Origin of the sequence: Streptomyces sp. NPDC057682 (assembly GCF_042799575.1) — a bacterium.
Classification (GTDB): domain Bacteria; phylum Actinomycetota; class Actinomycetes; order Streptomycetales; family Streptomycetaceae; genus Streptomyces.
Genome location: NZ_JBHVIN010000008.1, coordinates 291,236 through 312,177 on the forward strand (window position 1 = coordinate 291,236; position 20,942 = coordinate 312,177).

The 20,942-nt window shown below is 73.9% G+C and carries 19 protein-coding genes; 3 read left to right on the plus strand and 16 right to left on the minus strand.

The annotated features are described in order from the left end of the window. Nucleotides 1-29 precede the first annotated feature (29 nt). From ACFVDM_RS17440 to tsaB, 6 genes are all read right to left on the minus strand, one after another. A complete protein-coding gene (locus ACFVDM_RS17440; RefSeq protein ID WP_383639899.1) occupies nt 30-1,280 on the minus strand; it encodes an RNA polymerase sigma factor in 1,251 nt (416 codons plus the stop codon). Between the two features lie 66 nt (nt 1,281-1,346). Then, the gene (locus ACFVDM_RS17445; RefSeq protein WP_383639902.1) at nt 1,347-1,709 is read right to left on the minus strand and encodes a YciI family protein; all 363 of its coding nucleotides are present in this window, start codon (nt 1,707-1,709) and stop codon (nt 1,347-1,349) included. Nucleotides 1,710-1,857: 148 nt separating this feature from the next. Then, nucleotides 1,858-2,136 carry a hypothetical protein gene (locus tag ACFVDM_RS17450; RefSeq protein ID WP_383639905.1) on the minus strand — a complete coding sequence of 93 codons (279 nt, stop codon included), beginning with the start codon at nt 2,134-2,136 and terminating at the stop codon, nt 1,858-1,860. After that, entirely contained in the window at nt 2,133-3,233 is a 1,101-nt protein-coding gene (gene tsaD, locus ACFVDM_RS17455) for a tRNA (adenosine(37)-N6)-threonylcarbamoyltransferase complex transferase subunit TsaD (protein WP_383639908.1), read from the minus strand. The genes ACFVDM_RS17450 and tsaD overlap by 4 nt, the downstream gene beginning before the upstream one ends. Continuing rightward, nucleotides 3,233-3,790, minus strand: coding sequence for a ribosomal protein S18-alanine N-acetyltransferase (gene rimI / locus ACFVDM_RS17460; protein WP_383639911.1), 558 nt, complete (start codon nt 3,788-3,790; stop codon nt 3,233-3,235). The genes tsaD and rimI overlap by 1 nt, the downstream gene beginning before the upstream one ends. After that, a complete protein-coding gene (tsaB, locus tag ACFVDM_RS17465) occupies nt 3,787-4,434 on the minus strand; it encodes a tRNA (adenosine(37)-N6)-threonylcarbamoyltransferase complex dimerization subunit type 1 TsaB (protein ID WP_383640145.1) in 648 nt (215 codons plus the stop codon). The genes rimI and tsaB overlap by 4 nt, the downstream gene beginning before the upstream one ends. Before the next feature lie 205 nt (nt 4,435-4,639). Here tsaB and ACFVDM_RS17470 point away from each other — a divergent pair, with 205 nt between their 5' ends. Continuing rightward, on the plus strand, nt 4,640-5,179 hold the full coding sequence (locus ACFVDM_RS17470) for a hypothetical protein (protein ID WP_383640148.1): 540 nt from the start codon (nt 4,640-4,642) through the stop codon (nt 5,177-5,179). A 393-nt stretch (nt 5,180-5,572) separates the two neighbouring features. Here the strand turns inward: ACFVDM_RS17470 and tsaE are convergent, their stop codons facing one another. The 8 genes from tsaE to ACFVDM_RS17510 all read right to left on the minus strand — a co-directional run bounded on the left by tsaE (nt 5,573) and on the right by ACFVDM_RS17510 (nt 14,583). Then, nucleotides 5,573-6,118, minus strand: coding sequence for a tRNA (adenosine(37)-N6)-threonylcarbamoyltransferase complex ATPase subunit type 1 TsaE (tsaE, locus tag ACFVDM_RS17475; RefSeq protein WP_383639914.1), 546 nt, complete (start codon nt 6,116-6,118; stop codon nt 5,573-5,575). A gap of 126 nt (nt 6,119-6,244) precedes the next feature. Continuing rightward, on the minus strand, nt 6,245-7,447 hold the full coding sequence (locus ACFVDM_RS17480) for an alpha/beta fold hydrolase (protein ID WP_383639917.1): 1,203 nt from the start codon (nt 7,445-7,447) through the stop codon (nt 6,245-6,247). 140 nt (nt 7,448-7,587) lie between these two features. Next, nucleotides 7,588-8,733, minus strand: a complete 1,146-nt coding sequence (gene alr, locus ACFVDM_RS17485; protein WP_383639920.1) for an alanine racemase — start codon at nt 8,731-8,733, stop codon at nt 7,588-7,590. 71 nt (nt 8,734-8,804) lie between these two features. Further along, nucleotides 8,805-9,191 (minus strand): DUF488 domain-containing protein, encoded by a 387-nt coding sequence (locus ACFVDM_RS17490; RefSeq protein ID WP_383639923.1) that lies wholly within the window; start codon nt 9,189-9,191, stop codon nt 8,805-8,807. A gap of 37 nt (nt 9,192-9,228) precedes the next feature. Then, the gene (locus tag ACFVDM_RS17495; RefSeq protein WP_383639926.1) at nt 9,229-10,695 is read right to left on the minus strand and encodes an NAD(P)H-hydrate dehydratase; all 1,467 of its coding nucleotides are present in this window, start codon (nt 10,693-10,695) and stop codon (nt 9,229-9,231) included. Between the two features lie 113 nt (nt 10,696-10,808). Continuing rightward, on the minus strand, nt 10,809-11,177 hold the full coding sequence (locus ACFVDM_RS17500) for a holo-ACP synthase (protein WP_383639929.1): 369 nt from the start codon (nt 11,175-11,177) through the stop codon (nt 10,809-10,811). Between the two features lie 25 nt (nt 11,178-11,202). Next, nucleotides 11,203-13,050: a glutamine--fructose-6-phosphate transaminase (isomerizing) gene (glmS, locus tag ACFVDM_RS17505; RefSeq protein ID WP_383639932.1), complete on the minus strand. Its 1,848-nt coding sequence runs from the start codon at nt 13,048-13,050 to the stop codon at nt 11,203-11,205. 30 nt (nt 13,051-13,080) lie between these two features. Beyond that, nucleotides 13,081-14,583, minus strand: a complete 1,503-nt coding sequence (locus ACFVDM_RS17510) for an MFS transporter (RefSeq protein ID WP_383639934.1) — start codon at nt 14,581-14,583, stop codon at nt 13,081-13,083. A 137-nt stretch (nt 14,584-14,720) separates the two neighbouring features. Here ACFVDM_RS17510 and ACFVDM_RS17515 point away from each other — a divergent pair, with 137 nt between their 5' ends. Beyond that, nucleotides 14,721-15,704 (plus strand): Lrp/AsnC family transcriptional regulator, encoded by a 984-nt coding sequence (locus ACFVDM_RS17515; protein ID WP_383639937.1) that lies wholly within the window; start codon nt 14,721-14,723, stop codon nt 15,702-15,704. A gap of 64 nt (nt 15,705-15,768) precedes the next feature. On the opposite strand, the gene ACFVDM_RS17520 is transcribed toward ACFVDM_RS17515, so the two are convergent. Both ACFVDM_RS17520 and ACFVDM_RS17525 read right to left on the minus strand, forming a co-directional pair. Next, nucleotides 15,769-16,134 carry a DUF2750 domain-containing protein gene (locus ACFVDM_RS17520; RefSeq protein ID WP_383639940.1) on the minus strand — a complete coding sequence of 122 codons (366 nt, stop codon included), beginning with the start codon at nt 16,132-16,134 and terminating at the stop codon, nt 15,769-15,771. Between the two features lie 184 nt (nt 16,135-16,318). Next, nucleotides 16,319-19,180 carry a M4 family metallopeptidase gene (locus ACFVDM_RS17525; protein ID WP_383639943.1) on the minus strand — a complete coding sequence of 954 codons (2,862 nt, stop codon included), beginning with the start codon at nt 19,178-19,180 and terminating at the stop codon, nt 16,319-16,321. 247 nt (nt 19,181-19,427) lie between these two features. Here ACFVDM_RS17525 and argG point away from each other — a divergent pair, with 247 nt between their 5' ends. Further along, nucleotides 19,428-20,873, plus strand: a complete 1,446-nt coding sequence (gene argG / locus ACFVDM_RS17530) for an argininosuccinate synthase (RefSeq protein WP_383639946.1) — start codon at nt 19,428-19,430, stop codon at nt 20,871-20,873. Nucleotides 20,874-20,942 lie beyond the last annotated feature (69 nt).

Here is a 20,942-nt window from a genome sequence, read left to right on the forward strand (position 1 = left end):
ACGGGGTAGACCGGCGGCGGGCCCGGAACTCATCGGCCGGCCCGGTCCAGCAGCAGGGCCCGTTCCCGTGCGTTGCGGGTCAGCTCCGCCGCGCGTACGAACTCCGCGCGCGCCTCGTCCGTACGCCCCATCCGCTCCAGCAGATCCCCGCGCACGCTGGGCAGCAAGTGGTAGGCGCGGAGCGCGGGGTCGGCGGCCAGCGCGTCGACCAGGGCGAGTCCGGCGGCCGGGCCCTCGGCCATGGCGACGGCGACGGCACGGTTCAGCTCGACCACCGGGGACGGGGTGAGGGCGGCGAGCCGGCCGTAGAGCGCGGCGATGGCCGGCCAGTCGGTGTCCTCGTAGCGCACCGCGCGCGCGTGGCAGGCGGCGATGGCGGCCTGGAGGCCGTAGGGGCCGAGTCCGGTGCCCGCGTCGGCGGCCGTCTCCGCCGAGCGGAGCAGGGCGGCGAGGCCCCGGCGGATCAGCAGCCGGTCCCAGCGGGTGCGGTCCTGGGCGGCGAGGAGGACCGGGGCGCCGTCCGGCCCGGTGCGGGCGGCGGTGCGCGAGGCCTGGAGCTCCAGCAGGGCGGCCAGCCCGTGCACCTCGGGTTCGCGCTCCATCAGTCCGGCGAGGACCCGGGCCAGCCGCAGCGCGTCCTCGCAGAGCGCCGGGCGCAGCAGGTCGTCGCCGGCGGTGGCGGCGTAGCCCTCGTTGAAGACGAGGTAGATCACCTCCAGCACCGAGCCGAGCCGGGCGGTGCGCTCGGTGCCGTACGGCACCTCGAAGGGGACCCCGGCCCGCCCGAGGGCCCGTTTGGCGCGGACGATCCGCTGGGCCACCGTCGCCTCGGAGGTGAGGAAGGCGCGGGCGATCTCCTCGGTGGTGAGGCCGCCCAGCAGGCGCAGCGTGAGGGCGATCCGGGCGTCGGTGGAGAGCACCGGATGGCAGGCGGTGAAGATCAGCCGCAGCAGGTCGTCGTCGATGGAGTCGGGGTCGGTGTCGCCGGGGTCGTCCGCCCGGGGCAGGGCGTCCGGGTCGCGGCCCATCTCGGCGAGTTTGCGGGCGTACGTCTCGCGGCGGCGCACGAGGTCGATGGCGCGGTGCCGGGCGCTGGCCATGAGCCAGGCCCCCGGGTTGTCCGGGACGCCGGACTCCGGCCACCGCTCCAGGGCGGCGACGAGGGCGTCCTGGGCCAGTTCCTCGGCGATGCCCACGTCGCGGACGATCCGGGCGACCCCCGCGATGATCCGCGCGGACTCGATCCGGAACACCGTCTCCACCGCGCCCGCTGCCGTCACGGCCACCCATCAGAGCAGCCCGCCCCCGGCCGGGCAAACGCGGCCGGGGGCGGCGGGGGCGTCCGGTCAGCCGGCGGGCTCGTCGATGGCCCGGACCTCGCAGGTGACGTTCCAGCTCTCCGGGTGGACGCTCAGGAAGCGGCGGGCCCACTCCAGGGCCTCCTCCTTGTCCTTGCACTGGAGGATGGCGTAGCCGCCGACGACCTCCTTGGTCTCGGTGAAGGGGCCGTCGGTGTGGCTGAGCGTGCCGCCGGACCAGTGGACGCGGGTGCCCTGGGCCGTCGGGGTGAGACCGGCGGTGTCCAGCATCACGCCCGCCTTGTTGATCTCCTCGAAGAGCGCGGTGACGCGCTCGTCGAAGCCGGGGTCGGGCTCGTAGGACTCGGCGGCCCGCTCGTCCAGGCGGATGAGCGACATGAAGCGCGGCATGGTGACTCCTCGGGTCGGGAGGGCGGGGTCCGTTCCCCCGCCTCTCACCCCTGCGTCGAACGGGCGGCCGCCGGATCGACAGCGCCCCGGAAATTCTTTTCGGAAGTTTCCGGGCCGGCCACCCGGCCGCGCCGCCCGGCCGCCGCGCTCAGCCCTCCGCCGGCCCCAGGGACTCGAACCGCCAGCGATGCACCGGCCGGGTGACGGCGTCCGTGTCCGGTTCGGGCAGTTCGGGGAACGTGTCGCCGAGGCCGCCCTCCCACCAGGTGATGACGAGCACCCGGTCCTGCGGGGCACGGAGCAGTTCGCTGCGCAGCGGCGTCCGGGCGAGGAGGGCGGCCTGGGCCCGCGCCCACTCCAGCAGCTCCGCACCCCGGCCCCCGGCCGCGCGGGCCTCCCACATCAGGGCGACGGTCGTCCCGCTCATGAGTAGAGGTTGTCCTTGCTGATCTCGTGCACGTGGTCGTGGTCGTGCGCGTGCGCGCCCGGGACGTGCGGGTCGGTGACCGGCAGCGAGGAGTCCGCGGACAGCTCCAGGTCGGAGGCGGGGCGGTTGCGGGCCACCATCTCCGCGCCGAGCGCGGCGACCATGGCCCCGTTGTCGGTGCACAGACCGGGGCGGGGCACGCGCAGCCGGATGCCGGCCCGCTCGCAGCGCTCCTGCGCGAGGGCCCGCAGCCGGGAGTTGGCCGCGACGCCGCCGCCGATCATCAGATGGTCGACGCCCTCGTCCTTGCAGGCGCGGACGGCCTTGCGGGTGAGCACGTCCACCACGGCCTCCTGGAAGGACGCCGCCACGTCCCGGACCGGCACCTCCTCGCCCGCGGCGCGCTTGGCCTCGATCCAGCGGGCTACGGAGGTCTTCAGCCCGGAGAAGGAGAAGTCGTACGCGGGGTCGCGCGAGCCGGTCAGTCCGCGCGGGAAGGCGATGGCGGCCGGGTCCCCCTCCTTCGCGAGGCGGTCGATGACGGGGCCGCCGGGGAAGCCGAGGTTCAGCACCCGGGCGATCTTGTCGAAGGCCTCGCCCGCCGCGTCGTCGATGGTCGCGCCGAGCGGCCGTACGTCGGCGGTGATGTCCGGGGCGAGCAGCAGCGAGGAGTGCCCGCCGCTGACCAGGAGCGCCATGGTGGGCTCGGGCAGCGGACCGTGTTCCAGCTGGTCGACGCAGATGTGCGAGGCGAGGTGGTTCACCCCGTAGAGCGGCTTGTTCAGGGCGTACGCGTACGCCTTGGCGGCCGAGACGCCGACGAGCAGGGCTCCGGCGAGGCCGGGTCCGGCGGTGACGGCGATGCCGTCGAGGTCGCGTCCGCTGACCCCGGCCTCCTTCAGGGCGCGCTCGATCGTGGGGACCATGGCCTCCAGATGGGCGCGGGAGGCGATCTCGGGGACGACGCCGCCGAAGCGGGCGTGGGTGTCGACGCTGGACGCGACGGCGTCGGCGAGCAGCGTCGTCCCCCGGACGATGCCGACGCCGGTCTCGTCGCAGGAGGTCTCGATGCCGAGTACGAGCGGTTCGTCAGCCATCAGTCAGTCTCTGTTCCTGTTCCCGGTGCGTGCCCCGGTACGTCGTGGTGTGCGTCGTCGCCCGTGTCGCCGCCCAGCTCCTCGTGCAGGTGGAGGCGCATGACGAGCGCGTCGATGTTGCCGGGCTGGTAGTAGCCGCGGCGGAAGCCGATCGGTTCGAAGCCGAAGCGTTCGTAGAGCTTCTGCGCCCGGAGGTTGTCGACGCGGACCTCCAGCAGCACCTCGGCGCATTCGAAGGCCGTGGCGTGCTTGAGGAGGTCGGTCAGCAGCGCGGCGCCGAGCCCGCCGCCCCAGTGGTCGCGGGTGACGGCGATGGTCTGGACGTCGGCGAGGTCGCCTGCGGCGGCGAGGCCCGCGTAGCCGGTGATCCGGCCGGTGGCGGGGTCCTCGGCGACGACGTAGCGGCGGGTGGCCCCGGCGCCCCGGGCGTGGGCCAGCTCGGACCAGAACATGCCGGACGACCAGGAGTCCTCCGGGAACAGCTCGTGCTCCAGGGCGAGCACCGGTTCGATGTCCCACCAGCGCATCTCGCGCAGCACCGCGGTCGTGACGGTCACTGGGGCGTGACCACCTTGTAGTTCTTCGGCACCTGCGCGTCGGGCCTGCGGAGGTAGAGCGGCTGCGGGGGCAGCAGCGCCTCTCCCGCGGCCAGCCGTTCGGCGGCGAGGGCGGCCAGCTCGCCGGCCGCCACGTGCTCGGGGCCGCGCGCGTCGGGGAAGGCCTCCGAGTAGAGCACCGCGCCGGCACCGACGACGGGCAGTCCGGCGAGCCGTTCGGCCAGGTCTGCGGGCCGGTCGACGGCGGGCCCCTCGGTCCGGGTGCGGGCGTCCTCGTAGCGCGCCCAGTAGACCTCCTTGCGGCGGGCGTCCGTCGCGACGGCGAAGGGGCCGGTGAGCCCGGCCCGTCCGGCCGCGTACGCGAGGCCGTCCAGGGTGCAGACGCCGTGCACGGGGACGGAGAGCGCGGAGCCGAAGGTGGCGGCCGTGACCAGGCCGACCCGCAGTCCGGTGTAGGGGCCGGGGCCGACGCCCACGACCACGCCCGTCACGGCGTCGAGCGTCGTCCCGGCCTCGGCGAGGACCCGGTCGACGGCGGGCAGGAGCAGTTCCCCGTGCCGACGGGCGTCGACCTGGCCGGACTCGGCGACGACGCGGGTCCCGTCGTGGAGGGCGACGGTGACGGCGGGGGTGGCGGTATCCATGGCGAGCAAGAGCACGCAAACAGCCTACGGCGCCGCCGCGGGCGGGGCGGCGCCCCGTACGGCGTCCCGGGAGCGGCCGCCCCGGCTGCTACCGTCACCGGGTGCACGCGAAATACGTGTAAACGCTTGTACGACATACCGCACACGCGTGGACGCGGAGAACGGCGAAAGGGGCCGCACGGTGTCAAGGCGCAGCTCGGGAATCGTGGCCGGGCTCACCGCGGCGGCCGTCGCCGTGGTCGGCTTCCTGGCCTACCAGGCGTCGGCGAACGTCCCCGACAACCTCTCCGTCACCCCGAAGGCCTCCGCCAGCGCCCCGGCCGAGGACGGTCACGCCGTCAAGCCGAAGCCGAAGCGGGACCCGCTCGCGGTGCCGGCCGCCTCGGGGGCCGGGACGCGCGTGGTCTACGCGCTGCACGACCGCCGGGTGTGGCTGGTGGACGCGCACAACAAGGCGACCCGGACCTTCGAGGTGATGCCGGGCACGGTCTCCCCGGCGCCGGGCACCTACCGGGTCGGTTCGCGCTCCGGCAAGGTCACCGGTTCGGACGGGGTGCCGATCGAGCACGTGGTCCGCTTCACCTCAGTCGACGATGTGACGATCGGTTTCAGCGCGGCCCAGGACGGCTCGATGGACGCCCCCGATCCTTCGGTGAAGGCGGGCGGGGTGCGCATGGCGCGGGCGGACGGCGACGCGGTGTGGACCTTCGCCACGGTGAACGCGAAGGTGGTCGTGGTCCCGTAGGACCGGTGGGAGGTGCCGCGGCGCCTTCCTCTTCCCGGGGCCGCCGCCCCGTCTCAGGACCGTCGCGCGCCCGCGCCCGTGCTCTCGCGCGGCGCGGGCGTTCTGTTTCCGGGCGGCGGGCAGGCGGGCGGGGTGGAGACCGCGGTGGCCGCGGCCCCCGCGGCGAGCAGGTCTCTCATCGATACCGCCCGCGGCGGTCGGGCTTCGCGCTCCGGTGTCGGCATGGACGCCTCCTGGGGCTCTGCGGGAAGGCACGTTAGGCAGACCTAACCTGCTCTCGTCCTCCATGTGACCACGCGCGCACCGCCCGGCGCAACATCTTCCCGACACCTTGTCGGAAACACCGCCCGGCACCCCGGCTGCCGGGCGTCGGGAACGACCCCGGCACCCCGGCTACCGGGCCGTCTCCCAGGGCGCCCAGGACGAGGAGCGCAGCCCCGACCAGCGGGCGCCGACGCCGACGAGCGTCACCACGCGCCGCTCGTCGTCGGTGTCGCCGACCGCCCGGTCGATCAGCACCCGGAGCCGGTCGTCGGACAGCTCCTCGACCTTGCCGTCGCCCCATTCGACGACCACCACCGACTCCGGCAGCGACACGTCCAGGTCCAGGTCCTCCATCTCGTCGAGCCCGCCGCCCAGCCGGTAGGCGTCGACGTGCACCAGGGCGGGGCCGTCGCCCAGCGGGGGGTGGACGCGGGCGATGACGAAGGTCGGCGAGGTGACGGCGCCCCGCACCCCCAGCCCCTCGCCCAGGCCTCGGGTCAGGGTGGTCTTCCCGGCGCCCAGTTCGCCGGTGAGCATCACCAGGTCGCCGGGGCGCAGCACGGACGCGACGCGGCGGCCCAGGGCCCGCATCTGTTCGGGGGAATCGACGGTGAGCGTCAGGGTGACGGTGCCGGGGCCGGGCTCGGCGGCCGGGCCGTTGTGCGGTGCTTCCATGCCCGCCAACGTTAGGGCCTGTCCGGCCGTTCCCGTCGTCCGCCCGGAGGGCGGGCCGGGCGGCGTCCGGTGCGCCGAGAGTGCGTGCGGGGCGTCGCACGGCAGACGGGAATGGTCGGACAGGCCCTAGGGCCTCTCGGCCTCGGGAACGGCGCCCGCCCTCACCAGCAGGTCCGCGAGGCGGTCGGTCACCGTCTCGGGGTGCTCCAGCATCACCAGGTGCCCGGCGTCCGGGACGATGACCAGTTCCGCGTCGGGCAGCCGGTCGGCGATGGCCTCGCTGTGCGAGCTGGGGGTCACCAGGTCCTTGTCCCCGGCCAGGACCAGCACGGGCACGTCCCGGAAGAGGTGCAGGGCGTCGGTCTTGTCGTGCTCGGCGAAGGCGGGGTAGAACTCCGCGACGACGTCGATGGGCGTGGACTCGATGAGCCGTTCCGCGAACCGGGCGACGGCCGGGTCCACGTCCCGGGAGCCGAAGGAGTAGCGCTTGATCAGCCCGGCGAACAGGTCCGCCGTGGCCCGCCGGCCCCGTTCCACCAGCTCCGCCTGGGAGCCGAGCGCCTTCAGCACACCGGGCAGCACCCGCCGCACGGCGTTCATCCCGGCCACCGGCAGCCCGAAGCTGACCTCGTTCAGCCGGCCGCTGGAGGTGCCGACGAAGGCGACGGCGACGACGCGCTCGCGCATCAGCTCCGGGTACTGGTCGGCGAACGACATCACCGTCATCCCGCCCATGGAATGGCCGACCAGGACCAGCGGCCCCTCGGGGGCGGCGGCGTCGATGACCGCCTTGAGGTCGCGGCCCAGCTGGTCGATGCCGACGTGCACGCCCTGCGCCTGGGCCCGGCCGCGCTCGGAGCGGCCGTGGCTGCGCTGGTCCCAGTGGACGGTGCGCACGAGACCGCGCAGGGCCGCCCGCTGGAAGTGCCAGGAGTCCTGGCCGAGGCAGTAGCCGTGGCTGAAGACGACGGTGGCGGGGGCGGGGGCCTTGCGCCCGAAGAGCCGCCGCCTGCGGTGTCCGGCGGCGGGCGCGCCGCCCGCCCCGGCGCCGGCCGCCGGCCCGGCCTCGTCGATCTCGTAGTACAGCTCGGTGCCGTCGTCGGCGACGGCCCGTCCCGGCAGCCCGCGCAGCGATCCGTACGGTCCGGTGGCGTCCAGGGCCAGCCGGGCCCGCTTGCGCATGCCCCGGCCGACCGTCAGCCGCTCGACCGCGACACCGGCCGCGGCCCCGGCGGCGAGCACGCCTATGGCCGCCCCCGCGATCCCGGCCCGGCGCCATCCGGCCGCCGAAGCGGCCGCCGCCGCGTCCTGCGCGCTGATCCCACTCACCGTGCCGCACTCCTCGTCCGTCGGTCGTCCCGTCCCGGCCGGAACCGGCCGGGCTTCGATCGTGCCTGGTCAGAGAGATTTCCCGGTGCGGCTCCGGGCTGTGTCGGGGGTCCTGCGGGCACCGTCCACGAGGACACGCCCTAGGAGGCGTCGTCCCGGTAGACGCGCGGCACCCGTCCGCCGATGCGGGTGACGATCTCGTACGCGATGGTGTCGGCGGCCCGCGCCCAGTCCTCGGCGCTCGGCTCGCCCCGGTCCCCCGGGCCGAACAGCACCGCGTCGCTGCCCACCGCCGGCTCGTCGCCGTGCAGGTCGACGACGAACTGGTCCATGGCCACCCGGCCCGCGACGGTCCGCCGGACCCCGCCGACCAGGACGGGGCCGCGCCCCGAGGCGTGGCGCGGGATGCCGTCCGCGTACCCGACGGGCACCAGGCCGAGCGTGGTCTCGCCGGACGTCGTGTAGTGGTGCCCGTAACTGATGCCGTGCCCGGCGGGCACCCGCTTGACCAGGGCGACCGAGGCGGCGAGCGTCATCACCGGGCGGAGCCCGAAGTCGGCGGGGGTGCCCAGCTCGGGGCTCGGCGAGATGCCGTACATGGCGATCCCGGTCCGCACCAGGTCGAAGTGCGACTCGGGGACCGTGAGCGTGGCCGGGGAGTTGGCGATGTGTCGCACCTCGGGTTCGATGCCGGCCTTCTCCGCGTACGCCACCATGTCGCGGAAGGTCTCCAGCTGGGCGGTGATCGAGGGGTGGCCGGGCTCGTCGGCGCAGGCGAAATGGGACCAGAGACCGGTGACGCGGACGGTGCCGGACCGCTCGGCCGCGCGGGCGGCGGCGACCAGCTCCGCCCAGTCGGCGGGCTGGCAGCCGTTGCGGCCGAGGCCGGTGTCGGCCTTGAGCTGGATCCTGGCGGGGCGTCCGGCCTCCCCGGCCGCCGCGGTGACCTCGCGCAGCGCCCACATCCCGCTCACCGAGACGTCGACGTCGGCCTCGATCGCCTCGCGCCAGGGCCCGCCCGGCGTCCACAGCCAGCACATCACCCGGCCGCCGAGACCGGCGGCGCGCAGCGCCAGCGCCTCCTGCGGGGTCGCGGTGCCGAGCCAGGTCGCCCCGGCCTCCAGCGCTGCGCGCGCGCAGCGCTCCGCGCCGTGCCCGTACGCGTCGGACTTGACCACGGCCATGAGCTGCGCGCCGGAGGCCCTGGCGCGCAGAACGCGCACGTTCGCGCGCAGTGCGGCGAGGTCGATCTCGGCTCGGGCTCTCAGGGACGCAGTCTCGTTCATCGCGCCCAGTCTCTCAGAGCCGTGCCCCGAGCCCTCCGGCCGCGTCCGGAAAGTCCCACATGCGAGGGGTGTCAGTGGTGGTGCAGTGCGTGCTCCAGCTGGTCGACGAGGACCGGGACGTGGCTGTGCGGAACGTCCTTGACGGCGGTGACGAGGGTCACGGGGCCGTCGTGGACCAGGCCGACCAGTTCGTCCAGGGCCGCGGCGTGCGCGGAGTCGGCCAGCTCGGCGCGGTAGCGGTCCACGAAGTCGTCGTAGCGGCTGCCGGGGTCCTGGTGGTACCAGGAGCGCAGCTCGGACGAGGGGGTGACGTCCTTGAGCCAGTGGTCGATCGCGGCATGCTCCTTGGAGACGCCGCGCGGCCAGAGCCGGTCGACGAGGACCCGGGTGCCGTCGTCGTCCTCCCGGGGGTCGTAGGCCCGGCGTACGCGCACGTCGGTGCCGCTGTCGCTGCCCATGGCCGGTCTCCTCTCGCCGTCCGTCTCCCAGGATCGCTCAGGCCCGGACGTCCCGCCAGGCCGCCGGGAGGGCGTCCGCGACGTCCTGGGCGGCGACCGGGGAGCCGTCGGCGGCGTGCCGGGCGGCGAGGCCGTGGAGATGGGCGCCGACGGACGCGGCGTCGCGCGCGGCGAGTCCGGCGGCCAGCAGCGAACCGGTCAGCCCGGAAAGCACGTCGCCGCTGCCGGCGGTGGCCAGCCACGGGGTGCCGGTCGGGTTGACCCGGACCGGGGTGTGCGGGTCGTCGGTGGCGACCAGGGTGGTGGAGCCCTTGAGCAGCACGGTGGCGCGGTAGCGGGCGGCGAGGGCGCGTACGGCGGTGAGCCGCCCGGCCTCGACCTCCTCGCGGGCGACGCCGAGCAGCGCGGCGGCCTCCCCGGCGTGCGGGGTGAGGACGGTCGGGGCGGTGCGGGCGCGGACGACGTCGGCGTCCAGCAGCCGCAGCCCGTCCGCGTCGACGAGCACCGGCACCTCGGCGGCGAGCACGTCGGCGACGGCCAGGGCGGCTTCGGTGCCGTCGCCGAGTCCGGGCCCGACCACCCACGCCTGGACGCGCCCGGCCCCGGACGGCGGCCCGTCGTGGACCAGGGTCTCCGGATGCCGGGCGATGACGGCCCCGGCGCCGGGGCCCACGTACCGGACCGCGCCCGCGCCCCCGCGCAGCGCCCCGGACACGGCGAGCACCGCCGCGCCGGGGTAGCGGGCCGATCCGGCGACCACGCCGACGACGCCCCGCCGGTACTTGTCGCTCTCGGCGGCGGGCCGCGGCAGCAGCGCGGCGACGTCCGCGTACTGGAGGGCTTCCAGGTCGGGGACGTCCGGCAGTTCGGGCCCGAGCCCGATGTCGACGAGGCGGAGGGCGCCGGCGCGTTCGGCGGCCGGGTCGATCAGGAGCGCCGGTTTGTACGCCCCGAAGGTGACGGTGGCGTCCGCGCGCACCGCATCGCCCAGGACCTCACCGGTGTCCGCCTCGACGCCGGAGGGCAGGTCGACGGCGAGCATCGGCGCGGGGTGCGCGGCGTACCGCTCGACGAGCGCGGCCGCCGCCGGGCGCAGTCCGCCGCGTCCGCCGATGCCGGTGATCGCGTCGACGACGAGGTCGACGCGGCCCTCCCAGTCCCGGTGCGGGCCGAGGTCGTCGGGGTCCACGACCCGTCCGCCCGCCGCGAGCAGCGCCGCGCTGCCGCCCTCGTGGGCCCGTCCGGGGGCGGTCCGCACGGCCACGACGCCCGCACCGCGCCGGGCCAGCCGGGCCCCGGCGTACAGCGCGTCGCCGCCGTTGTCCCCGGTGCCGACGAGGAGGACGACCCGGGAGCCGTAGACGCGGCCGGTGCGGCGCAGCAGATCGGCGCAGGCGGCGGCGAGCCCGGCGGCGGCGCGCTGCATCAGCGCGCCCTCCGGCAGCCGTGCCATCAGGGCCTGTTCGGCGGCCCGTACGGTGGAGACGCTGTAGGCGGTACGCATGGCTCCAACGTAGGCGGGAACGCCGCTGCCCGCGCCGCTTCACCACCCGACGCGGAACGGAGACGCCCCCGGCCCCGCGTCATCGCCCGGCGCGCAACGGAGACGGCCCCGCCTCACCCCTCGGCGATCACCACCGCGGAGGCCACCCCGGCGTCGTGGCTGAGCGAGACGTGCCAGTGGCGGACGCCGAGTTCGGCGGCGCGGGCCGCGACGGTGCCGCGCACCCGCAGCCGGGGCCGGCCGCCCTCCTCGACGTACACCTCGGCGTCCGTCCACAGCAGCCCGGCGGGGGCGCCGAGCGCCTTGGCCAGGGCCTCCTTGGCGGCGAAGCGGGCGGCCAGCGAGGCGACGCCGCGCCGTTCGCCGTCGGGGAGCAGCAGCTCGCTGTCGACGAACAGCCGCGCGGCCAGCCGCGGCGAGCGCCGCAGCGCGGCGTCGAACCGCTCGATCTCCGCCACATCGATCCCCACCCCGATGATCACGTACGCACCTTCGTTCTCTCCCGGCTCACTCCACGGTGACGGACTTCGCCAGATTGCGCGGCTGGTCCACCTCGTTGCCGCGGGCGGTGGCCAGTTCGCAGGCGAAGACCTGCAAGGGGACGGTCGCGACCAGCGGCTGAAGCAGCGTAGGCGTTGCGGGGACGCGGATGAGGTGGTCGGCGTACGGGACGACCTCGTCGTCGCCCTCCTCGGCGATGACGACGGTGCGGGCGCCGCGGGCACGGATCTCCTGGATGTTGGAGACGATCTTGTCGTGCAGCACGGAGCGGCCGGCCGGTGAGGGGACGACCACGACGACCGGCAGCCCGTCCTCGATGAGCGCGATGGGCCCGTGCTTGAGCTCGCCCGCGGCGAAGCCCTCGGCGTGCATGTACGCGAGTTCCTTGAGCTTCAGCGCGCCCTCCAGGGCGACCGGGTAGCCGACGTGCCGGCCGAGGAAGAGCACGGTGTCGTGGCCGGCGAGCGAGCGGGCCAGTTCGCGGACCGGTCCCATCGTCTCCAGGACCCGGTCGACGGAGCGGGAGATCTCGGAGAGCTGGCGGATGACGGTGCGGATCTCGTCGCCCCATTTCGTGCCGCGGATCTGGCCGAGGTAGAGCGCGACGAGGTAGCAGGCGACGAGCTGGGTCAGGAACGCCTTGGTGGAGGCGACGGCGACCTCGGGCCCGGCATGGGTGTAGAGCACGGCGTCGGACTCGCGGGGGATGGTGGAGCCGTTGGTGTTGCAGATGGCGAGGACCTTCGCGCCCTGTTCGCGGGCGTGCCGCAGGGCCATCAGGGTGTCCATGGTCTCGCCGGACTGGGAGATGGCGATGACGAGGGTGTGCGGGTCCAGGATCGGGTCGCGGTAGCGGAACTCGCTGGCCAGCTCGGTCTCGCAGGGGATGCGGGTCCAGTGCTCGATGGCGTACTTGGCGATCATCCCGGCGTGGAAGGCGGTGCCGCAGGCGACGACGACGACCTTGTCGACCTCGCGCAGTTCGCCGGGGGTGATGCGCACCTCGTCGAGGTGGAGGGTGCCCTCGGGGTCGATGCGGCCGAGGAGCGTGTCGGTGACGGCCTTGGGCTGTTCGGCGATCTCCTTGAGCATGAAGGAGGCGTAGCCGCCCTTCTCGGCGGCGGAGGCGTCCCAGTCCACGTGGTACGCGCGCGTCTCGGCGGGCTCCCCGTCGAAACCGGTGACGGTGACGCCCTCCCGGCGCAGCTCCACGACCTGGTCCTGGCCGAGTTCGACCGCCGAGCGGGTGTGGGCGATGAAGGCGGCGACGTCGGACGCGAGGAAGGCCTCGTCCTCTCCGATGCCGACGACGAGCGGGGAGTTGCGCCGGGCCCCGACGACCGTGTCGGGGGCGTCCGCGAACACGGCCACCAGGGTGAAGGCCCCCTCCAGACGGCGGCAGACCTGCCGCATGGACTCGGCCGGGTCCCCGCTCTGCGCGTACGCCTCGGCGAGGAGGTGGGCGACGACCTCGGTGTCGGTCTCGGAGCGCAGATCGTGGCCCCGGCCGCCCAGTTCGGTGCGGAGCGCGGCGAAGTTCTCGATGATGCCGTTGTGGACGACGGCGACGCGTCCGGCGTTGTCGAGGTGCGGGTGGGCGTTGGCGTCGGTGGGGCCGCCGTGGGTGGCCCACCGGGTGTGGCCGATGCCGGCGGCACCGACCGGCAGCGGCCGTTCGGCCAGTGCCTTCTCCAGGTTGACGAGCTTCCCGGCCTTCTTGGCGGCGGCCAGTCCGCCGTCGGCGAGGACCGCGATCCCGGCGGAGTCGTAGCCCCGGTACTCCAGCCGTTTGAGACCCGCGACGACGACGTCCTGCGCCGACTGCCCACCGACGTAACCCACGATTCCGCACATGACTGCCCTTTTCTGCCGATTACCCCCTATTCATCGCATATTCGCAGAAGCGAGGCCCTTTTCAAGCCCTGCGCGCGCACCGCCTCCGCCGTGGTCGGCCGCCCGTCCGCCCTTCACGAGGAGGAGGACCAGCAGCCCGGCGACGATCCCGGCGGCCCCGGCGACGGCCGCGGCCGTGTTCAGGCCGGAGGCGAACGCCGAGCGCAGCGCCTGCTCCGGCACCCCGGCCGCGCGCAGCCCCGGCGCCCCGCCGCCCGCGAGGGCGTGCGCCCGCTCCGCGCCGAGCGTCGTGCCGATCCGGGAGGTGAGGACCGTGCCGAGCACGGCCACGCCGAGGGCGTATCCCAGCTGGCGGAAGGTGTTCACGGCACCGCCCGCCATGCCGGAGCGCTCCGGCGGTACGGCGGCGAGGGCGGCGCCCGCGAGGGCCGGGGAGACCAGTCCGGTGCCGAGGCCGGCGACGACGAGGCCGGGCAGCAGGACGGGCCAGGAGGAACCCGCGCCGAGGACCGCCGTGCCGAGCGTGCCGGCACCGATCAGGACGAGGCCGGTGCCGAGCGTCCAGCGCGGCGCGACCCCGTGCAGCAGCCGCCCTCCGGCCGCCGACACCACGAACGCCGTGGCGGCCAGCGGCAGGAGTGCCAGCCCGGCCCGGACCGGGCTGAGCCCGAGCACCGTCTGGAGCCAGATGGAGGTGTACGGGAGGACGGCGAAGGCCGCCGTGTTGTACGCGAGCGCCCCGGCCATCACCCCGGTGAACGCGGACGTCCGGAACAGCGACAGCTCCAGGAGCGGGTGGGCGGCGCGCCGTTCGACGAGCACGAAGCAGAGCAGGGCGAGCGCGGCGACGGAGAAGGCGGCGAGGGCGCGGCCCGAGGTCCAGCCCCCGCCGCCGGCCCCGACGACGCCGTACGTGGCGGCCGCCGCGAAGACGGCGAAGGCCACGGTGCCGGCCCAGTCGATCCGGCGTCCGCGCTCGCCGTGCGACTCGGGCAGCGTGCGGGCGGTCAGCCAGACGGCGGCGACACTGACCGGGAGGTTCACGTAGAAGATCCAGCGCCAGCCGGGCCCCTCGGCCAGCAGTCCGCCGACGACGGGGCCGACGGCGGCCGCGCCGCCGCTCACCGCGCCCCACAGCCCGAGCGCGACGGAGCGGTCGCGCCCCTGGTAGGCGGCGGCGAGCAGCGGCAGGGTGGTCGCGAACATCGCGGCGGCGCCCACCCCCTGCACCCCGCGCGCGGCGACGAGCACGGCGGGCGAGCCGGCCAGCCCGCAGGCGAGCGAGGCGGCGGCGAAGAGCACGACGCCCGTGAGATGGACCCGCCGCCGCCCGAGCCGGTCGGCCGCGGCCCCGATGCCGAGCAGCAGGGCGGCGAGCGCGAGCGCGTACCCGTCGATGACCCACTGCAGATCGGCGAGCGACGCGCCGAGCGCCCGTGCCATGTCGGGCAGCGCGACGATGACGATCGTGACGTCGAGCAGCAGCATGAACGTCCCCAGACAGACCGCGGTCAGCGGCCCCCACTTGCGCATGTCTTCTCCCTGCGGTGTCGGTGCGGCACCGTCCCCGATGGCCGGCGACCGCCCCCGTACGATCGCTCCAGGCCGGAGTACTCCCCCAGCCACGGCCGGACATCCGACGGAATCCGACACCACCGAGGCCTCCTCGCATGAAATCCGCCCGTACGCACGATCTCCTCGACCTTCAGCTGCTGCACGCGCTGGAGCTGGACCCCCGCGCCCCCTACAGCAGGATCGCCGCCGTGCTCGGCGTCTCCGACCAGACGGTGGCGCGGCGCCTGCGCCGGCTGCGCACGGACGCGGCCCTGCGCGTGGTCGGGGTGCGCTGCGCGGCCACCGACGACGCCCTCGACCACTGGCTGCTGCGCGTGCGCTGCGCGCCCGAGGGGGCGACGGCGATCGCGGACGCCCTGGCCAAACGCCCGGACACCTCGTGGGTCACCCTCACTTCGGGCGGTACGGAGGTCACGTGCACCGCCGGGACCCGCTCCCGGGGCGGCACCGACGACCTGCTCCTCGGCCGGCTCCCGCGCACCCCGCACATCGTGGACATCCGCGCCCAGCAGTTGCTGCACCGCTTCTACGGCGGCCCGTACGGCTGGCTCCACAAGAGCGGCGCGCTGACGCCCGGCCAGATCGCCGCCCTCACCCCGCCCCCGCACCCGGGCCCGCCCGGCGCCCCCCTCATCACCGCCGAGGACGAACCCCTCGTCGCCGCGCTGGAACGCGACGGGCGGACGCCGTACCCCGAGCTCCAGAGGGCCACCGGCCGTTCCGAGTCCGCCGTCCGCCGCCGCCTCGCCCAGCTCGTGGCCTCGGGCGCCCTCTACATCGACACCGAATACAGCACCGACTACTTCGGCTACCGCATGCAGACCCTCTTCTCCATCACCACCGCCCCGCACGCCCTCCACCGCGTGGGCCAGACCCTCGCCGCCCACCCCGAGGTCGCCTACGCCGCCGCCATGACGGGCCCCTCCAACCTGATGGCCGTCACCGTCACCCGCGACACCGCCCACCTCTACCGCTACCTCAGCGAGAGCCTGGGCGGCCTGGACGGCGTCGAACACGTCGAGACGATGCCGTGCCTGCGCCGGGTGAAACAACTGACGTACCGGCCGTTCCGGGGGTAGCGGCAGGGACGGGTACCGGTCCCGCCGGTCCCGGGAGAGGCGTCAGGCGTGCGATGACGGCGGCCTAGCGGTCGTAGGGCGGCTCGCCCAGAGCATGGGCGAGCCGGTTCGCCACCTCGGCGACCGTGAAGTCCCAGCCGGTGAGACGCGGCCCGCTCCAGTTGATCCCCACCCGCAGACCCTCCCCGGCCAGCGCGGGCAGAGCCGCGTCCCGCCAGTGCTCCAGCGGCATGGAAACGGCCCCGAACGACGGCCCCCACACCCTGGCGGCGTGCTCCGCCCGGGACTCGGACGACCAGTAGGGAAAGGCCGGCTGCCCCGAACCCGACACCGGGACCGGGCTGCCCTCGTCGTCCCGGACCCACCACACGATCCGTTTCCGGGCGACATCACGGAAGAACGCCGACGTCTGCGCCCCGCTCGTACTCATCGAAGTCCCCGCCCCTGCCGATGTGATGGCATCACCGCGCCGTTCCGGCGCTCCTCACCCGGGCAGCCGGATGGGGACTGTACCGCCGCCCCACCGACCGAACGGCGGCCGGACTCCCCCCAAGGAGTCCGGCCGCCGCGTTCGGTGGTGCCGTTGTTCCGTTGTCGCGCCGGCTAGGCCGGTGTCAGCACTTGCCCGCCGGGCGGTCGCGCTTGACCAGGTTGGTGTAGCCGGTGGTGCCGTCGAGCCAGACGACGCGCTGTCCCTCGTCGGAGTCGCCGTAGGCCTGCTCGCCGCGGTTGCAGGAGACGCGCTGCGGGCCGCCCTTGCCGTCGGGCGCGACCTGGTAGAGCTTCATCATCGTGTCGTTGGCCCACCAGGTGGCCGGCAGGATGGTGGAGACGTTGACCGCGTCGTCCGAGGCGGAGAGGGAGTAGGCGTAGAGGGAGCCTTCGCCCGCCTCCGGGGTGACGGTGATCGGGTTGGTGCCGTCGAGGTTCGCACGGCGGACGGCGGCCTGGCCGTCGTCGGTGACGTCGTCGTCCTCGATCCAGAAGACGCCGTCGTCGGTGATCGCGGTCTGGCCGACGCCCATGACCTCGGGGGCGACGGGCATCGACGTCGTGGTGTGGGTGGCGGCGTCGAAGACGTCGACGCCGAGAACCGGGTCGCCGTTCGCGTCGGGCGCCAGCTTCACGTACGCGATCTTGCCGTCCTTGACGGAGGGCAGACCCGAGACACGGGCCGGGCGACCGCCGTCGACCAGGCCGACCTCACCGGTCTTCATGTTGACGTACCGGACGTTCGTGACCCCGTACTGCGGGTTGAAGGCGGTGTACGCGACGTAGTCGCCGTCCACGACGAGGCCGGAGATGTTGCTGCCGATGCCGTCGATCATCTTGGTGAGGCCGCCCTTGACGGGGCGCGCCATGATCCGGACGGCATCGGGGCCGTAGTCGGCCCAGACCACCGTCTTGCCGTCGGTGTTGGCGTAGACGTTGTAGTCGCCGTTGTTGGCGCTCACCAGCTCGGGCTGACCCTTGCCGGAGGTGTTGCCGAGCCACACCGAGTAGGGCTCGCCGCCCTCCGCGTCGGAGCGGGAGACGGCGTACTTGCCGCCGCCGGCGCCGACGCCGGTGTTGTAGATGTTGACCTTGGACATCAGGGTGTCGGTGTCGACGCCGAGCGCCTTCTCCCAGCCGGGCACGATGCCGTGCGCGTCGAAGGAGCGCGTGACGATCTTGAGCTGGGCCTTGGTGGCGCCCAGTTCCTTCGCCGCGGCGACGACCGCGGCGCGGCCCTCGGTGAAGCCGTCGAGGGGGGTCATGTACGCGGAGAGCGCGCGGTAGACGATCTGGTCGGCGAACTCCGCGCCGAGGTCCTGGCGCATGTCCCAGAGGGAGCCGGAGAAGATCGTGGAGTTGAGGTGGACGCCGCCGTTGTCGCCGCCGTAGGTGGCGCCGATGAAGTTCTTCGCCGTGGTGGCGCCGTCGTTCAGATCGCGCAGGGCGCACTCGCGCGGGCCGAGCGTCGTGCACAGGTCCTCGCCGAGGAGACCGGCGTCCGGGTCGTCCATCGACTGGCCGTTGGCCTCCAGGTCGATGGCGTTGCCGAAGTAGTCGGCGATGGCCTCGTTCATCGCGCCGGACTGGCCCGCGTAGACCAGGTTGGCCGTGTGGGTGACGACGCCGTGCGTCATCTCGTGGCCGACGACGTCGGTGTCGGCGGAGAAGGTGCGGTAGTCGCCGCCGCCCTGGCCGTACACCATCTTGGTGCCGTCCCAGAAGGCGTTGTTGTACGGCCGGCCGTTGCTGACGACTCCGACCAGGGAGTAGATGAAGCCGTCCTTGTCGTCCAGGCTCTTCCGGCCGAAGTGGTTCTTGTAGTAGTCGTACACCTTGCCGGCCGCCCAGTGGGCGTCCACGGCACCGGAGTTGGTGTAGTCCTCGCCGAGCTCCGGGGTGGCGGGCTGGAAGTACTTGACGCCGACGGGCCAGACACCGGAGGCGCTGGACGCCTCACGGCCCCGCGCGTCGTAGGTGGCGATCATGGGGCCGTCGAGCGGGGAGTCGGCCGCCCGGCGGCTGTAGTCGATCATCTGCAGGGAACCCTTGATGTCCCGGTACAGGTTGATGTCGACCTTCTGGCCGTTGTACCGGACGCCGCTGCCCTTGACGACGAGTTCGTCGCCGGCGGGGAGCGTCGAGGCGGGGTCGGAGGCCGCCGCGCCCTGCGTGGCCCCGGCGGCGGCGCCCGTCGCGCCGAAGGTCTGGATGCCGCTGTACTGCATGACCGGGAAGCCGGAGTGCGCGTCGATGTACACCTCCTGCTGGACCGGCGAGCCGTCGGCCGGGTCGGTGCCCGTGACGGTGATGTGCCGGGTCAGCACGCCGCTGCCCTGCGGAAGGATCGTGACGGCGCCCGCCGTACCGGTGAAGTCGGCCTTCGCGGACTTCGCGCCCTTGGCCGGGGCGCGCAGGAGGCCGCGGTCGAACTGCGCGGCGACCGCGCCGACGGCGCGCTCGACGGCGGTCTTCTCCGAGACCTTCGGGGTGACCGTGTCCAGCTTCAGCTCGGTGAAGTAGTTGCCGGAGGTGCCGGTGACGGCGCGCTTGCCGTCCTTCTTCGTCATGCGGACGACGTACTGACCGCCGAGGACCTCGACGCCCTTGTACTTCTGCTGGAGACGGACCGTCTCCTTGCCGCCCTTCTCGGTGGTGGTGCCGAGGGAGGCGAGGTCCTTCGCGGAGGTGTCCGCGATGTGGTAGCGACCGGCCTTCGCCTTGAGGTGGCCGCGGGCCGCGTCGGCGGCCGGGGCGGTGGCGGACACCTGCTCGTTCAGACCGGTCACGAGCGACGGGGTGTCCGTCCCGGTGCCGGGGGTGGCGTCGGACGCGACGGCCGCCGGGGCGGTGTCCGCGTGGGCGGCGGGCAGGGCCGTCATGACGAGGCCGGCTGCGGCGAGCAGTGCCGCCACGCCCTGGCCGACGGCTATGCCGCCACGGGCTCCTGACGATCTGACCGCTCTGCGTGCTGAGCTCCGCACGGTGGTTCCCTCCAGTGGCACGAAATTGCTTCACGGGGTTCGCGAGGTCTTCGCTGCCGCCATGGAAGTGCTGGTACGGGCCGCAGACAATGCGTGACCGGTGGCCACTAGTGGGGGTGCCCACTTGTCTGCACCCGCGTCGCGGGGGCTGCGCCGCGCCCGGGTACGGAGGTAGGGCGAGCCCCCCGCACAGAGAGGAGGAACACCCGGTTTTGCATGATCATGCGAGATGATGCATAATCTTCCTATGTCTAAGGTCCTCACCTCCCTGCCGGCCGGCGAGCGCGTCGGCATCGCCTTCTCGGGCGGCCTCGACACCTCGGTCGCGGTCGCGTGGATGCGCGACAAGGGTGCCGTCCCGTGCACCTACACCGCCGACATCGGTCAGTACGACGAGCCCGACATCGCCTCCGTGCCGGGCCGCGCCAAGGCGTACGGCGCCGAGCTGGCGCGCCTCGTCGACTGCCGCGCCGCGCTCGTCGAGGAGGGCCTGGCCGCGCTCACCTGCGGGGCGTTCCACATCCGCTCGGGCGGCCGCGCGTACTTCAACACCACGCCGCTGGGCCGCGCCGTCACCGGCACGCTCCTGGTGCGCGCGATGCTTGAGGACAACGTGCAGATCTGGGGCGACGGCTCCACCTTCAAGGGCAACGACATCGAGCGGTTCTACCGCTACGGCCTGCTCGCCAACCCGCACCTGCGGATCTACAAGCCCTGGCTGGACGCCGACTTCGTCACGGAGCTGGGCGGCCGCAAGGAGATGTCGGAGTGGCTGGTCGCCCACGGCCTGCCCTACCGCGACAGCACCGAGAAGGCGTACTCCACCGACGCCAACATCTGGGGCGCCACCCACGAGGCGAAGACCCTGGAGCACCTGAACACCGGTGTGGAGACCGTCGAGCCGATCATGGGCGTGCGGTTCTGGGACCCCTCGGTCGAGATCGAGACCGAGGACGTCACGATCGGCTTCGACCAGGGCCGCCCGGTCACCATCAACGGCGAGAAGTTCGAGTCCGCCGTCGCCCTGGTCATGGCGGCCAACGCCATCGGCGGCCGCCACGGCATGGGCATGTCGGACCAGATCGAGAACCGGATCATCGAGGCCAAGAGCCGCGGCATCTACGAGGCCCCGGGCATGGCCCTGCTGCACGCCGCGTACGAGCGTCTGGTCAACGCGATCCACAACGAGGACACCCTCGCCCAGTACCACAACGAGGGCCGCCGCCTCGGCCGTCTCATGTACGAGGGCCGCTGGCTGGACCCGCAGGCGCTCATGGTGCGCGAGTCCCTCCAGCGCTGGGTCGGCGCCGCCGTCACCGGCGAGGTGACGCTGCGGCTGCGGCGCGGCGAGGACTACTCGATCCTCGACACCACGGGCCCGGCGTTCAGCTACCACCCGGACAAGCTCTCCATGGAGCGCACCGAGGACTCCGCGTTCGGCCCCGTCGACCGCATCGGCCAGCTCACCATGCGCAACCTCGACATCGCCGACTCCCGCGCCAAGCTGGAGCAGTACGCGGGCATCGGCCTCATCGGCACCGCCAACCCGGCCATCGGCGCGGCCCAGGCCGCCGCGACCGGCCTGATCGGCACCCTGCCCGAGGGCGGCGCCGAGGCCATCGCGTCCCGCGGCGAGGTCTCCGACGACGACGAGATGCTGGACCGCGCCGCGATGGAGTTCGGCACGGACTAGTCACCTCGACGCCTCACCGCGACACGTCACCGCGGCGCGTCCGCACGCAAGCCGGCCGGGCCCCTGCTC